The organism is Pseudomonas sp. GM84 (assembly GCF_000282535.1).
Taxonomy (GTDB): Bacteria; Pseudomonadota; Gammaproteobacteria; order Pseudomonadales; family Pseudomonadaceae; genus Aquipseudomonas.
On the sequence record NZ_AKJC01000094.1, the window covers coordinates 1 to 15,320 of the forward strand.

Genomic DNA, 15,320 nt, shown 5'->3' on the forward strand with positions numbered 1-15,320 from the left:
GGCGTAGGTCAGCGTGGCTTCGCCGAACAGCAGCGCGGTCGCGTCCGGCGAACGGCGGGCCTGCGCTTCGAACAGGGCATGGATCGAAGGCGTTTGCGGGTAGTTGTGGGCGGTGTCGTTCCACTGTTCGAGCAGTTGCTGGCGTTCTTCGGTGGCCAGCAGGTCGGCATCGCCAATGGCCTGGTCAGGCGCGGTGATCATGTGCTCCAGCAGGCGCAGCCAGTGCTGGCCCAGACGCTCGACGGTGGCGTGGTCGAACAGCGCGGTGGCGTAGGTGAGACTGGCGCCAAGCCCCTGTGCATCCTCGTGGGTGTTGAGGGTCAGGTCCAGTTGCGCAGTCTCGCCGGCGAGTGCCACCGGCTCGATGTCCAGGCCGTGGTCGCGCGGCACCTGGTGCTGTTGGGGCGCCCCCACCTGGTGGTTGAACATCACCTGGAACAGCGGGTTGTGGCTGAGGTTGCGCTCCGGTTGCAGCGCCTCGACCAGTTGCTCGAACGGCAGGTCCTGGTGCGCCTGGGCCTGCAGGGTGGTGGCCTTGACCTGGTCGAGCAGCTGGTTGAACGACAGGGTCGGCTGGCATTGGCCATCGATGACCAGCGTGTTGACGAAGTAACCGATCAGGTCTTCGACTTCGACCCGGTTGCGGTTGGCGCTGGGCACGCCGATGCGGATGTCCTGCTGGCGCGTGTAGCGGTGCAGCAAGGCCATGAACGAGGCCAGCAGCACCATGAACGGCGTGGCCTGGCGCGCCTGGGCGAGCTGGCGCACGGCCTGGGCCAGGTCAGGCGAGATGGCCAGTGGCAGGCGCGCCCCTTCGAAACGTTGCACGCTGGGGCGCGGGCGGTCCAACGGCAGCTCCAGCACAGGCACTTCGTTGCCCAGGCGCTGGCGCCAGTAGTCGAGCTGGCGCTCCTGTTCGCCCGCTTCCATCCAGTGGCGTTGCCAGATGGCGTAGTCGGCGTACTGCAGCGGCAGCTCGGCCAACGGGCTGGGCAGGCCCTGGCTGAAGTGGGCGTAGCCGTGGGTCAGTTCCTTGACCATCACTTGCATCGAGCGGCCATCGCTGACAATGTGGTGCTGCACCAGCAACAGGACATGGTCGTCGCTGCCCAGTTGCAGCAGTTCGGCCCGTAGCAAGGCGCCGCTGGCCAAGTCGAAGGGTTCGCGCACGCGGTCCTGGATGTAGCCCTGCAGGGCCGCCTCGTCGAGCGTGGTCACCTTCAACGGCAGGTGTTCTGCTGCTGCAACCTGCTGCGCGACACCCAGCTCATCCTCGACGAAGCGAGTGCGCAGGCTGTCATGACGACGCACCAGTTGTTCCAGGCTGGCCTGCAAGGCGGCCTGATCCAACCTGCCGCGCAGGCGCAGGGCGCAAGGGATGTGGTAGGCGCTGGACTGGCGGTCGAACTGCCACAGGAACCACTGGCGCTGCTGGGCATAGGACAAGGGCAGGCGCACGAATTCCTCGCGCACCCGCGGGATGGGCAGGCTGGCCAGCGACAGGCCTTCCTCGCGCATTTTCAACAGGTACTGCCGGCGCTTTTCCAGCGCCAGCAATACGAAGCGCTTGGCAATCCTCGAAGCGGTAGTGCTGTCCATCAGTGTTCCTCCATTTCGTCGAGCCAGGCTTCGAGGGTGTCGAGCTTGTTTTCATCGACCGCGGTTGTCGTGGTGTCCAGGTGAAGCGCCAGCGCTTCGAGGGTCGGGTGCTGGAACAGGGCCTGCGGGGTGAGTTCCCGGCCCAGTTCCAGCTGGATGCGCGAGACGGCGTTGATCACCAGCAGCGAGTGGCCGCCCAGCTCGAAGAAGTCGTCGTCCAGGCCAACGGCCTGAACCCCCAGCACCTGCTGCCAGACACCTGCCAACTGCTGTTGCAGTGGCGTCTGCGGGGCGCGGAAGGGGCGTTCGGCATTGCTGTCGGGCGGTGCCGGCAGGGCCTTGCGGTCGAGCTTGCCGTTGACGGTCAGCGGCAGCTGGTCGAGCCATACGCACTGCGCCGGGACCATGTAGTCGGGCATCTGCGCCTTGAGCGTGATACGCAGGGCTGCGCTGTCCTGGGTCTGGCCGGGATGGGCCACCAGATACGCCAGCAGGCGGGTGCCGGCCGGGCCCTGGTCGGCGATCACCACGGCCTGGGCCACCGCCGGTTGCGCCAGCAGCCGGGCCTCGATCTCGCCGAGCTCGATACGGAAGCCGCGGATCTTCACCTGCTGGTCGATCCGCCCGATGTATTCGAGGGTGCCGTCGCCGCGCCGGCGCGCCAGGTCACCGGTGCGGTACAGGCGGCTGCCGGGTTCGCTGGCGAACGGGTTGGCGATGAAGCGCGTGGCGCTGAGCCCGGCGCGGTTGAGGTAGCCGCGGGCCAGGCCTGCCTGGCCGATGTACAGCTCGCCGACGCAGCCGAGTGGCACCGGTTCGAGTTCGCCGTCGAGCAGGTAGCCGCTGAGGTCGTCGATCAGTTCGCCGATCGGGCTGACGCTGCGCGTGAGGTCGTCAAGGCCGATGGGGCGGTAGGTGACGTGCACGGTGGTTTCGGTGATGCCGTACATGTTCACCAACTGCGGGCGCTGGTCGCCAAAGCGCTCGAACCAGGGGCGCAGGGCCGCCACGTCGAGGGCTTCACCGCCAAAGATCACCAGGCGCAGGGCGAGGTCCGGCGAGGCGCTGGCGCAGGCGGCCTGGGTCAGCGGCTTGAACGCGGAAGGCGTCTGGTTGAGCACGCTGACGCGCTCGTCCACCAACAGTTGCAGGAAGCCCTGAGGGTCGCGGCTCAGGGTTTGCGGAACGATCACCAGACGGCCGCCGTGCAACAGGGCGCCGAAGATTTCCCACACCGAGAAATCGAAGGCGAAGGAGTGGAACAGGGTCCAGACATCTTCGTGGTCGAAGCGGAACCAGCGGTCGCAGGCGGTGAACAGCCGCAGCACGTTGCGCTGGCTGAGCAGGGTGCCCTTGGGCAGGCCGGTGGAGCCGGAGGTGTAGATGATGTAGGCGAGGTTATCGACGCCGCTTCGCGTCGGCGGGTTGTGCTCGGGCAGGTCGGCGTAACTGGCGTCGAGGTCCAGGCGCAGCAGGCCATCGCGCCCTGGCAGCTCGGTCAGCAGGCCGGGCTGGGCGAGCAGCACCTGGATGCCGCTGTCGGCCACCACGAAGGCCAGGCGCTCGGCCGGGTGTGCCGGGTCGAGCGGGACGTAGGCGCCGCCGGCCTTGAGGATCGCCAGCAGGCCGACGATCATCTCGAAGCCGCGCTCGGCCGCCAGGCCCACCGGCACATCGGCGCCCACACCTGCGGCGATCAGGCGATGGGCCAGGCGGTTGGCGCGCAGGTTGAGCTCGGCGTAGCTGAGGGACTGCCCTTGATAACGCAAGGCGGTGGCCTGTGGCAGGCGCTGTGCCTGGGCTTCGATGCGGGCGGCCAGGGGCTGCGTCTGTGGGTGCGAGACAGCTTCGCCATTCCACGCTTGCTGGGCCTGCAGGCGCTCGGTCGGGTCCAGCATGGCCAGGCGGGCGAGTGGCAGTTCGGGGTGGGCCAAAGCCTGTTCGAGCACGTTCAGCCAGTGTTGGGCCAGGCGTTGCAGGGTGGCGGCGTCGAACAGGTCACGGTCGTAGGTGAAGGCGGCGCTGAGGCCATGGTCACCCTGGGCTGTGCTTAGTGCCAGGTCGAACTGGGCCTGCTGCGGCTGGCTGTCGACGGCTTCCAGGCGCAAGGCGCCGAGCTCGGCGGCGTCAGTTGCCTGATGGTGGTTGTACAGCACCTGGAACAGCGACTGCTGCGCGCCACGCTGGGGCAGCAGCGCTTCGAGCAGCTGCTCGTAGGGCAGGTCCTGGTGGTCCTGGGCCTCGATCATCGCCTGTCGTGTTTGTGCCAGCAGCCCGGCGAAGGACAGGTCGGCGCTACAGTCGGCGCGCAGCACCAGGGTGTTGACGAAGAAGCCGATCAACTGCTCGGTTTCCAGGCGGTTGCGGTTGGCCACCGGCACACCGATGCGGATGTCCGCCTGGCCGGTGTAGCGGTGCAGCACGGCTTGCCAGGCGGCCAGCAGGATCATCGGCAAGGTCGCCTGGCGGTCACTGGCGAAGCGCTGCAGGGCCTCGCCCAACGCTGTCGGCAAGGCCAGCAGCAAACGCCCGGCCGGGCGTTGCGAGCCGTCGCGGCGTGAGTGGTCATAAGGCAGCTCAAGCACCGGTTGCTCACCGGCCAGGCGCGTGCGCCAGTAGGCCAGCTGGCGCTCGCGCTCGCCGGCTTCGAGCCAGTCGCGTTGCCAGGCGGCGAAGTCGGCGTATTGCAACGTCAGTGGCGGCAGGGCGTGGCCCTGGTAGAGCGCGCACAGTTCGCGAACCATCACCTGCATCGACCAGGCGTCGGAGACGATGTGGTGCTGCACCAGCACCAGCAGGTGTTCATCGGCGGCCATGCGCACCAGGCCCACGCGCAGCAGGCGACCGCTGGCCAGGTCGAACGGCTGGCCGAGCAGGCCGCTGACGAAGGCCTCGCGCGCGGCTTCATCCAGGCCCTGCGCCTGCAGGTTCAGCGACCATGGGGCGAGGATCTGCTGGCGCGGCTGCTCGCCGTCGAGGGTGAAGGCGGTGCGCAGGGTTTCGTGGCGGGCGATCAGCTGGTCGAAGGCATGGTTCAGCGCGGCGACGTCCAGCGGGCCATGCAGGCGCAGCACACTGGGGATGTGGTAGGCGCTGCTGGTCGGGTCGAGCTTCCACAACAGCCACTGGCGTTCCTGGGCGAAGGACAACGGCAGCTGCTCGCGCGAAGCCTGAGCCTGGATGCCGCTGGGCCTGGCGCTTTGCAGGTTGGCCAGCGCCTGGCAGAAATCGCCCAGGCAGGGCTGGTCGAACAGCAGGAGCAGGGGAAACTCCAGGGCCAGCTCGTGGCGCAGGCGCGAGACCACCCGGGCAACCAGAAGCGAGTGACCGCCGAGGGCGAAGAAGTCGTCCGTCAACCCCACACGCTCGGCCTTGAGCAGCTCGGCCCAGGTGGCCGCGACATGCTGTTGCAGGGCGCTGGTCGGCGCCAGGTATTCCGCCTGCTGAAGCGGTGAGCCCACCGCCGGCAGGGCCTTGCGGTCGAGCTTGCCGTTGGGGCTCAGCGGCATGCTGTCGAGGAACAGCCAGTGGTTGGGGACCATGTAGTCGGGCAGGTGGGCCAGCAGCGCCTGGCTCAGTTGCTGGCGCTGTGGCGCCGGTTCGCCGGCCTTGGCCACCAGGTAGGCAACCAGCTGGTTGTCCACCGCCAGCACGGCGGCTTCGTGGATGGCCGGGTGCTCCATCAGGCGCGCCTCGATCTCGCCGAGCTCGATGCGCAGGCCGCGGATTTTCACTTGATGATCGATACGCCCGCAGTACTCGATCACGCCGTCGGCGCGGTAGCGCGCCAGGTCGCCGGTGCGGTACATGCGCGCACCGGGCTGGAACGGGCAGGCCACGAAGCGTTCGGCGGTCAGCGCCGGACGTTGGTGGTAGCCGCGGGCCAGGCCCTCGCCGCTGAGGTACAGCTCACCGATCACCCCGGCCGCCTGCGGCTGCAGGCCGGCATCGAGGATCCAGCAGCCCAGGTTGGCGATGGGCGTGCCGATCGGCACGCTGGTTTTGCCTTCGTCGCGGCAGGTCCAGTGGGTGACGTCGATGGCCGCTTCGGTGGGGCCGTAGAGGTTGTACAGGCGTGCCTGCGGCAAGTGCTCGAACACCTGCAACTGGGCGTCCACCGCCAGCGCCTCGCCGCTGCAGACGATGCGCTGCAGGCTAGTGCAGCGTGCCGTCTGACCTTCGAGCAGGAATGCCTGCAGCATCGAGGGCACGAAGTGCAGGGTGGTGACCTGGTGCCGTTCGATCAGCTGCACCAGGCGCGCCGGGTCGCGGTGGTCGCCGGGCGCGGCGATGGCCAGGCGGGCGCCGGTGATCAGCGGCCAGAAGAACTCCCACACCGATACGTCGAAGCTGAACGGGGTCTTCTGCAGCACCGTGTCGCTGGCACCCAGGCCGTAGGCCGCCTGCATCCACTGCAGACGGTTGGCCAGCGCATGGTGGCTGTTGCCGGCGCCCTTGGGGCGGCCGGTGGAGCCGGAGGTGTAGATGACGTAGGCCAGTTGCTCGGGTGTGCAGGGCAGTTGCGGGTCGTGCTCGGACTGCGCGACTGGCGCCTGGTCGAGCAGGTGCACCGCGAGGCCCGCCGGCAGCGGCAGGCGTTCAAGCAGGTGCGACTGGGTCAGCAGCAGGCCGATTCCGCTGTCCTCGAACATGTAGCTCAGGCGCTCGGCAGGGTATTCAGGGTCCAGCGGCACTAGGCGCCGCCGGCCTTGAGGATTGCCAGCAGGCCAACGACCAGCTCCAGGCTGCGCTCGGCGGCGATGCCGACCGGGGTGTCCTGACGCACGCCTTGGGCGATCAGGGCATGGGCCAACTGGTTGGCCTGGCGGTTGAGCTGGGCGTAGGTCAGCGTGGCTTCACCGAACAGCAGCGCGGTGGCGTCGGGGGTGCTGCGTGCCTGGGCTTCGACCAGGGCATGGATCGACGGCGCGGCGGGGTACGCGTGGGCGGTGGCGTTCCAGTGCGCCTGCAGCTGCTGGCACTGGGCGGTGGACTGCAGCTGCAGTTCGCCGAGCGCGCAGTGTGGGTTGTCGAGCATGGCCTGCAGCAGCGCCAGCCAGTCCTGGCCCAGGCGTTGGGCGCTGGCGGCTTCGAACAGCGCGGCGTCGTATTCCAGGGTGATGCGCAACTGTTCGCGCCCGGCCTGGACGTTGAGGCTGAGGTCGAACTTGGCTTTGGCGGGCGCGCTGGGCAGCGGCTCGATGCGCAGGCCGGCGAAGCCAGGCGCGGCCTGCTCGGCGTTGTCGCTGGTCCAGTTGAACAGGCAGTGGAACAGCGCGCCGCTGGCGCCCTGGCGCTGCTGGCCAAGCACCTGCTCCAGCGGATGGTCGGCGTGCTCCAGGCAGGCCAGGGCGTGGCGACGCACCTGGTCGAGCAGGCCGGCGACGGTCTGTCGCGGGTCGAGGCGGGCGCGGTGGATCTGGCTGTTGACGAAGTAGCCGATCAGCTCCTGGACCTGGGCCTGGTTGCGCCCGGCGTTGGGCACGCCGAGGATGAAGTCGCTCTGGCCGCTGTGGCGGCCGAGTACCACTTGCCAGGCGGCCAGCAGCACCATGAACGGGGTCAGGCCATGGGTGCGGCAGGCGGCCTGCAGCTGCTCGAACAGGGCCGGCTCGACGGTCAGTTCACAGGCACCGGCGGCCACGGGCGGGCGGCTGTCACGCGGGTGGTCGGTGGGCATTTCGAGCAGGGTGATGCCGCCTTGCAGATACTCGCGCCAGTAAGCCGCTGCCTGGGCCTGCGCCGGGCTGGTCAGGTAGGCGCCGCGCTGCCAGTGGGCGTAGTCGTGGTACTGCACGGCCGGGCGCGGCAGGCTTTGCCCGCTGGCGTAGGCCTGCGCCAGGTCGCGCAGCAGCAGCGGGTTGGACCAGGCGTCGCTGATGCTGTGGTGGCTGGTCAGCGTCAGGACGTGGCGATGGCTGTCCAGTTGGTACAGGCAGGCGCGCAGCAGCGGTGCCTGGGCGAGATCGAACGGGGTGGCGGCGTCTGCTTCCAGGGCCGCTTGCAGCACCTCTTGCGGCTGGCCGCGCAGGTCGACGCTGCACAGGTTCAGGCGGGCCTCGTGCTCGACCAGCAGGCGGGGCTGGCCCTGCACTTCGGTGATGCGCGAACGCAAAATGTCATGCCGATCGATGACCCGGTCCAGCGCCTGCTGCAGGTCGGCGGCGCGCAACTCGCCGTGCAGCAGGAAGGCGCGCGGCTGGTTGTAGGTGGCGGCGTCGGGGTCGAGCTGGGCGAGCAGCCACAGCTGCTCCTGGGCGAAGGACAGGGGGGCGTCGCCTTCGCCCAGGGCAACGATGCCGGCGGGAGTGGCGGTGGGCTCGTCGAGCTCGCAGAGCAGGGCCAGCAGCGCGTCATCGGTGGATTGATCGTGGGATGTCATCTCGGTCTCGCCATCACTGGAGAATTAAGCGTACTGAGAGAGACGAAAGGGCACGGGGGTGATTTAGGCGGGCGGTGCAACAGCCGCACCTGGCGCGCACAGGGGCGCGCCAGGTGGGTATCAGGCGAGGGCGGGCGCGGCTTCGACCAGCACTTTGCCAGCCTGCAGGCGTACCAGCTGATCGGCGACGTCGAAGTAACGGTCGTCGTGGGAGATGACGATGATGGTCTTGCCCAGGCGCTTGAGGTCGGGCAACAGCTCGGTGTAGAAGATGCGTCGGAAGGTCGGGTCCTGGTCGGCCGCCCATTCGTCGAACACCAGCACCGGGCGCTCTTCCAGCCAGGCGTTGATCAGCGCCAGGCGCTTGCGCTGGCCGGTGGACAGGTCGGTGGTGCTGAAGGCGCCGTCCTGCACCTTGACCTTGTGGGCGATCTCCAGGCGTTCGAGGTAGCGGTTGGCATCCTCCGGGATGTGCGTGTCGCCCTGCACCACGTCATCGAACAGGTAGTAGTCGGCGAACACCGTAGTGAACAGCTGGCGGTAGTCGTCGCGCACGGCGGCGTCGATGACCTGGCCATTGAGCAGGATCTGCCCGTGCTGCGGCGGGTACAGACCGAGCAACAGCTTGATCAGGGTGGTCTTGCCGCAGCCGTTCTCGCCGACCACGAAGACGATATCCCCTTGGGCGATGCGCAGGTTCACCGGCCCTACCTGGAACGCCTGGGCGCCGGGGCTTGGCTGGTAGGCGTAGCTCACCTCGCGCAGCTCCAGGCTGTCGACCGCTACCGGTTTGCTGCCGTGGTCTTCCAGCAACAGGTGCGGCTCGGGCGAGGAGAACTGCTCGGACAGCTCGGCGATGCGGCGAAAGGCGATCTGCGCGCGGCTGACCACCGGCAGGGTGCCGATCAGGTGCTCCAGCGGGCCTTTCATGTACAGCAGCACCAGGACGAAGCCGCTGATCGCCTTGGGGTCGGCACTCGGCCAGAGGAACTGCAGGGTCAGGCCCAGGCCGATGACCACGAAGAACAGCATCGAGCCGAAGCTCTTGGCGATCACGAAAGTGTTGATCGAGCGTACCTGGGTGGCGCAGATCTCGTCGGCGGTGTCCTGGATGCCCTGGCGGAACATGCGCTGGCGCCGTGGGCGGTGGATGCGCAGTTCCTTGGCGCCTTCGGCCACGGCGTGGTAGTGCTTCTGCAGGCGGTCTTCGGCATCGCGCGCGGCCATGAAGCCCTTGATGCCACGGCCGCGGGCAATGAACTGGATGACGCTGCCGATCCCGATCGCCAGCAGCATCATCAGGAACATCGGCAGCGACAGCGTGGCCAGGTAGCCCAGGCAGCCGAGGGTCACGGTCAGCGAGATGGCCAGGGGCGCGAAGGCGAAGGCGAAGTCGCTGATGGTGTCGACGTCGTGGGTCAGCACCGGGATCAGGCGGTGGCTGCGAAAGCGTTCGATCTGCTCGATGGGCGCGGACAGCACTTTCTCGCCCAGGGCTTTGCGCAGCTTGGCGATGATGTGCTGGCCGACGTAGTTGGTGCCGATGTCCGAGCAGATCGAGCTGGCCAGGGCCAGCGCGCACAGCCCGGCAAAGCCCAGCACCACGCTGTTGCTCAGGCCACCTTCGGCGTGCAGGCCGCTGTTGATGGTGGCCAGCAGCGCGGTGACGCTGAGGCCACCGACCATGCCCATGACAATCGACAGGGTGACGATCGGCCAGAAGGGTTTGAGCAGGGTGAACAGCTCGCTCAGGGCCCCGCGGGGTTTGGAGGTCATGTTGGATTCCTGGATCAGAGGCGTGAGTACACCGATAGGACGAGTGGCCCGAAAGGCAATTTAACCGCGGGCCTTCACAGTTCGCGGACCACCCGGAAGCCCAGCCAGTCGCCCAGGCGGCCCGGGGTGTTGGTGTTGCGGTTGCCCGAGCGGGAGAACACCGGCGCCTCGCCCCAGTCGTTGCCGCGGATGCTCACCACCTTGCAGCTGTCGCCGGCACGGCTGGCCTGGCCCCAGGCGCTGCCGTCGGCAGGCGCGCCCTGGTAGCTGTCGTGGTAGCAGTCGGCGACCCATTCATAGACATTGCCGTGCATGTCGTACACGCCGAAGGCATTGGCCGGGTAGCTGCCCACCGGCGAGCTGAAGCTGAAGCCGTCCCTGGGGCCGTAGACGTTGGCGTGCTGGCTGATTTCCAGGGTGCTGTTTGGGTCGACGGGGAAAGGGAACATGCCCGTGCTGCCGCCACGGGCGGCGTACTCGCGCTCGGCTTCGCTGACCATGCGGTAGTGCTTGCCGGTCTTCTTCGACAGCCAGGCCACGTAGTCCTGCACATCGTGGTAGCTCATGCACACCGCCGGTTGCCGAGGGCCTTGCTTGTAGCTGGGCTTGCTGGCGGTGCAGCGGCGGCCGGGGCGGTCGTCGCCATCTTCGATGCGCGTGCCGGTGGCCTTGAGGTAGGCATCCCATTCGCCGGCAGTGACCTGGAAGCGGCTGATGGCGAAGGGCTTGGCGAAGGTCCCCGGGTGCTGCGGGCCTTCGTCGTCCTGGCGGCCCATTTCGTCGGCCGGGGTGCCCATGGTGAAGGTGCCGGCGGGCAGCACCACCATTTCCGGGCAGAGCTTGTCGCAGTCACGGAACACCGTGCCAGGGGTGTCGGTGCCTGGCGCGGCCAGGGCCGGCAGGCTGCAGGCGGCCAGCAGGGCGGCCAGGGTCAGGCGGTACAGGGAAGCGGTCATGGGCATGCCTTGTTCACAGGTTTCGAGTGATCAGGGCCATGGCCCGATCGATCTGCTGCTCGTCGTTGAGCAGGCTGGGGGCCAGGCGAATCACCGGGCCGACGTCGCGGTACACGGCGTCGCACATCACCTTGTTGGCGGTGAGGCCGGCGGCCACGGCGTCGGCGTCGCGGTCCTTGATACGGAAGAAGGTGAAGCCTGCCGAGTAGCGCTCGCTGCGCGGGGTCACCAGCTGGATCTGGCGGTGCTCGGCGAGCCGCTCCTTGAGCAGGCTGTTGAGCTGGTGGATGCGTTGCTGCACCTCGGCCTTGCCCAGCTCCAGGTGCAGCTTGAAGGCTTCGCCGGCGGCCCAGCGGTGCTCGAAGGCGTGGTAGCCGCCCGGGGTCATGATGGTGGCGAAGTCTTCGTCGCGGGAGAAGGTGGCGAAGGTCGGCGTGAGGTGCTCCATGCCGGTGGAGGCGGCGCAGATGATGCCGGTGCCGCGCGGGCCGAACATCCACTTGTGGGTGCCGGCGATGAAGTAGTCGCAGTTGAAGTCGGCGAAGCGCGCGTTCTCCACGCCGAAACCGTGTACGCCATCGACCACGTAGAGGAGGCGCTCGGCGTCGCTGCGGTTGCGGTTGTGCTGGCGCACCAGCTCGCCGATCTCGCCCACCGGCAGCTTGACGCCACTGCCCGAGTGCACCCAGGTCATGCCCAGTACGCGGGTCTGCGGGCCGATGGCCTTGTCCAGGGTGCTCAGCACCTGGTCGGTGGAAACCGTCCAGGGGTCGTCGAACAGGCGGATCTTGCGCACCGTGGTGCCTTGGCGCTGGGTGCGGAAGGCCAGTGCCTTGTGGGCGGAGTAGTGCTCATGCTCGGTGACCAGGATCTCCTGGTCGGCGCCTACCTTGAGGCCGCCATAAATCATTGCCAGGCCTTCGGTGGTGCTGCCGGTCAGGGCGATCTGGCGTGGCTGCACTTGCAGGTAGCGGCCGGCCCATTCGCGCACTTCGTCCTCGCGTTTCCATTCGTACTGGCTTTCCCAGTCCATCAGGGCGGCGGGGTTGCGGTCGAGGTCGGCGCGGTGGCGATCGATGGCCGCCTGCACCGGGCGCGGGTGGGCGGTGACCAGGAAGTTGGCGAAATGCGCGATCTGCGGGTCGAGCGGGAACAGCGTGCGCAGGTTGCGCCATTTGTCTGCGCCCGTGAGCGGCGTGTCGGTGCTGGCCAGGGCCTCGGGCAGCATGGGCAGGCTGGCGGCCAGCAGGCCTGCCTGTTTGAGAAACGTGCGGCGGTTGCTCATGGTGGGGCGGGCTCGCTTCAACGGGTGGCGACGGGAAGGGCGGCTTTTTGCACCTGGGCCCAGGCGCGCAGGAAGTTGCCGGCCCAGAGCTTGGCGATGTCGGCTTCGCTGTAGCCACGGGTGAGCAGCTCGGCGGTGACGTTGCGGATTTCGCTGACGTCCTTCCAGCCGTCCAGGCCGCCGCCGTCGTTGAAGTCCGAGGCGATGCCGACGTGGTCGATGCCGACCTTCTTCACCGTGTAGTCGATGGCGTCGACATACTGCTTGAGGGTGGCCTTGGGCTCTTCGTCGAGGATGCTGTAGAGGGAGCTGGCGTACTCGCCGAAGCGCGCTTCCGGCCAGATGGCAATCACCGCATCGCCCGGCATCAGGGCATTGGCCAGGCCCTGCAGGGGCTGCAGGTCGAAGCGCGCGCGCAGGGCGTCGAGCTTGTCCACCACCGGCTGGGTCAGGGGCTTGAGGTACTGGCCGAAGCCGACCACCTGGATCACCCCGCCGCTGGCCTTGATCAGCTGCATCTCCTTGTCCGAGAGGTTGCGCGGGATATCCACCAATGCCCGGGGCGCCGAATGGGAAGCGACCAGGGGCGCGCGCGACAGGCGGGCGACGTCTTCCAGCGCCAGGGTGGACATCTGCGAGACGTCGATGATCACGCCCAGGTCGTTCAAACGCTTCACGGCCTGTTCGCCCATCGGTGACAGGCCGCCGAGGGCATCGGCGCTGTCGTTGAAGAACGGCAGCGGCCGCGAGGAGTCGGCCCAGTCGTTGTTGCCGACATAGCTGAAGCCGAACATGCGCATGCCGCGCGCGGCCCACAGGTCGAGTTGCGACAGGTCGTGGCCCAGCGGGTAGGCGTTGAGCATGCTGATGAAGATGGCGAACTTGCCTTCGCCGTTGAGGCGCCGGAAGTCGTCGGGGGTGTAGGCGATGCCGACCTGGTTGGGGAAGTCGCGGACCATGCCGGTGATGATCTTGTAACGCGCCTCCTGCTCTTGTCGGGCGGCGTCCACGAAGCCCGGCGTTGGGCGGTGCGGGGCATTGGGGCCGTTCCAGATTTCCGGCCAGCCGAACACCGTCAGCGCCGCGCCCGAGAGGCGACCGCGGTTGGCCTTGACCAGGTCGAACTGGCCGGGACCGTCCTTGTCCGCTTCGTGGCCGGCGCTGCCCAGCGCCAGCGGCACGGTGAGGTGGCTGTCGAACGAGAGCATGTGATCGTGCAGCGCGTCGGCCTGCTGGACGATCTTCAGCGGGTAGCCAGCGTGCAGGTGCCGCCAGTAGAAGTAGCCGGCGGCACTCCCCAGGGCGACCGTCAGGGCCAGGGGCAGGCCGATGTACAGGGCTTTGCGGGAGCGGGTCTTGGTCATTGCCATCTCGTTGCGCGTTGATCGGGTGGGCCTTGCGCCGCAGCGGCTGTGGCGCGGCCAGGGCTTGGGTATCAGGTTGGACGAACGACGGCGGGGCAAATTTATCGTCGGTGCTGCAGGGGCCGGGGCGCTAAATTTCGCCGCGCGGGCAACGTTCTAGCCTTGGACAGGCCGTGCTCCATGGCCGCAACGAATGCTCAGGTAGTGGCAATGACGATTTCACGACGCGGGTTCATCGCCGGTGTGGCATTGACGGGCGTGGTAGTACCCGGTGCGCTGTATGCGCGGCATGTGCAGCGCCAGCAGTTCGACGAGCAGTTCCCGGAAACCCCGGGCGAGGCGGTGGTCGAACTGGCCGATGCAACGCTGCAGCAGTTGGGCGATACCCTGCGTGGCATCTGGCGCTGGACCTTGCATGGCGAGGATGCCGGCTTGCACGGGTTGCCCGAGGGTGAACTGGAGCTGTTGCTCGACGTCGCCCCGAGTGGCCGTGGCTTGCGCGGCTTCCTGGACACGCCAGAGCGCCTGCGTGGTGAGCAAGAGCCGCGATATCGGGTGCTAGGCGACCTGTTGACGGAAAAACCGGGGACGTTGCGCTGGCGGCTGTTTTCCACCCAGGCAGGTGACTCGCAGGCGCACTACGAATGCCTGGTGGTGCTCGACGAAGTCTGGGGCGGGCTTGGCAATGCCGGGCCGGCCAGCCTCAGTGGGCGCATCGCCCGGCTCGACCGGGCCCTGACCCTGCCGGTGCAGGACAACCAGTTTCTGGCGGTCAAGCGCACCTTCCCCGAGCCCCGCGAGCGCACTCCGTTGTCACCGGCCTTGCTGGCCATGTTGGTCGCGCCGGAGCACCGCTTGTTCCACCAGCTGTGGCATGCCTCGCGCGACAAGTGGCACAAGCTGGACAAGGACAAGCAGGCGGCACTGCGCGGCCTGGGCTGGCAGCCAGGGCCACGTGACCAGGAGCGTGATGCGCGTGGCCGGCACAAGGATCGCAACGGTTCGGGTATCGACTTTTTCTTCATGCACCGGCACATGCTGCGCGCCGCCCGTGCCGTGCAGGACCTGCCGGCGTGGCCGCGCTTTCCGCTGCCGCAGCCGGAGCTGGAACGCGACCGGGCCGGTTTCGTGCGCTATTTCGACAACCAGGATGGCAATGCCCTGCCGCCCACCTGGCTGGCCCCGAGCGATGCGCAGTACACCCAGTGGGTGCGCGACATCAAGACGCCCGATACCTACCACGGCAACTTCCAGGTCTGGGAGTCGCGCTACAGCGACCCGCACTACCTGAGCACGCTCACGCTTGGCCAGTTTGGTTCGGAAATGGAGCTGGGCCTGCATGACTGGCTGCATATGCGCTGGGCCTCGGTGCCGCGTGACCCGTCCAATGGCATGCCGGTGCCGTTCGCACGCGCCCCGGAAGACTTCGCCGCGCGCTGGTTCGAGGCGCAGAACGATTTTCTGGGTGATCCTTTCTCGTCCCATGTGAACCCGGTGTTCTGGCATTTTCACGGGTGGATCGATGATCGAATCGAGGACTGGTTTCGGGCCCACGAGCGCATGCACCCAGGCCAGGTGCGGCGCGCCGAAGTCAACGGCGTGCCGTGGTTCGCGCAGGGGCCCTGGGTCGAGGTTGCCGACCCGTGGCTGGGGCCGGATACCCATGGCTGCTCGACGGTGCCAGGGCTGCGGCCGGGGCGCAGTGTGGAGATGGATCCGGAAACCATGAAGCTGGCGTTGCGTATCGTTTTTGGTGATGACGATCTGTTTGCCAGGTTGAAGCCGAAAGTGCCCCAGCGGCCGTGGTATGCACGCAATCTGAAGGTGGTGCAGCGGGGGATTTGAGTGTCTGGCGGGACGAATGTGGCGCTCGATCTCATAAACACCAAAGATGTTGTGACAACCCCCTCACTGCCCGACCCGCCAACCACCTCCAACGCCTTGTACAACGCCACGCT

The 15,320-nt window shown here is 67.7% G+C and carries 6 protein-coding genes and 1 pseudogene; 1 reads left to right on the top strand and 6 read right to left on the bottom strand.

What is annotated here, in order from left to right; translation table 11 throughout:
* From PMI38_RS08105 to pvdM, 6 genes and pseudogenes are all read right to left on the bottom strand, one after another.
* A partial coding sequence (locus PMI38_RS08105; RefSeq protein WP_008092611.1) for a condensation domain-containing protein occupies positions 1–1,599 on the bottom strand: 1,599 nt, incomplete at its 3' end.
* A pseudogene (locus PMI38_RS27865) lies at positions 1,599–7,981 on the bottom strand (amino acid adenylation domain-containing protein). The pseudogene PMI38_RS27865 and the gene PMI38_RS08105, both read right to left, overlap by 1 nt.
* A 120-nt stretch (positions 7,982–8,101) precedes the next feature.
* Positions 8,102–9,757, bottom strand: coding sequence for a cyclic peptide export ABC transporter (locus PMI38_RS08115; protein WP_008092618.1), 1,656 nt, complete (start codon positions 9,755–9,757; stop codon positions 8,102–8,104).
* 74 nt (positions 9,758–9,831) lie between these two features.
* Complete coding sequence (pvdO, locus tag PMI38_RS08120; RefSeq protein ID WP_008092619.1) at positions 9,832–10,713, bottom strand: dihydropyoverdine dehydrogenase; 882 nt, start codon at positions 10,711–10,713, stop codon at positions 9,832–9,834.
* A gap of 13 nt (positions 10,714–10,726) precedes the next feature.
* Positions 10,727–11,998, bottom strand: coding sequence for a pyoverdine-tailoring periplasmic protein PvdN (pvdN, locus tag PMI38_RS08125; protein WP_008092621.1), 1,272 nt, complete (start codon positions 11,996–11,998; stop codon positions 10,727–10,729).
* Between the two features lie 17 nt (positions 11,999–12,015).
* On the bottom strand, positions 12,016–13,362 hold the full coding sequence (gene pvdM / locus PMI38_RS08130) for a pyoverdine-tailoring dipeptidase-like protein PvdM (protein WP_008092624.1): 1,347 nt from the start codon (positions 13,360–13,362) through the stop codon (positions 12,016–12,018).
* Between the two features lie 210 nt (positions 13,363–13,572).
* Here pvdM and pvdP point away from each other — a divergent pair, with 210 nt between their 5' ends.
* Entirely contained in the window at positions 13,573–15,207 is a 1,635-nt protein-coding gene (gene pvdP, locus PMI38_RS08135; protein WP_008092625.1) for a pyoverdine maturation tyrosinase PvdP, read from the top strand.
* Positions 15,208–15,320: the final 113 nt, after the last annotated feature.

Coding starts and splice junctions, on each gene's coding strand:
- pvdO (WP_008092619.1), bottom strand. CDS start 10,713: ATGACCGCTTCCCTGTACCGCCTGACCCTGGCCGCCCTGCTGGCCGCC.
- pvdM (WP_008092624.1), bottom strand. CDS start 13,362: ATGACCAAGACCCGCTCCCGCAAAGCCCTGTACATCGGCCTGCCCCTG.
- pvdN (WP_008092621.1), bottom strand. CDS start 11,998: ATGAGCAACCGCCGCACGTTTCTCAAACAGGCAGGCCTGCTGGCCGCC.
- pvdP (WP_008092625.1), top strand. CDS start 13,573: ATGACGATTTCACGACGCGGGTTCATCGCCGGTGTGGCATTGACGGGC.
- PMI38_RS08115 (WP_008092618.1), bottom strand. CDS start 9,757: ATGACCTCCAAACCCCGCGGGGCCCTGAGCGAGCTGTTCACCCTGCTC.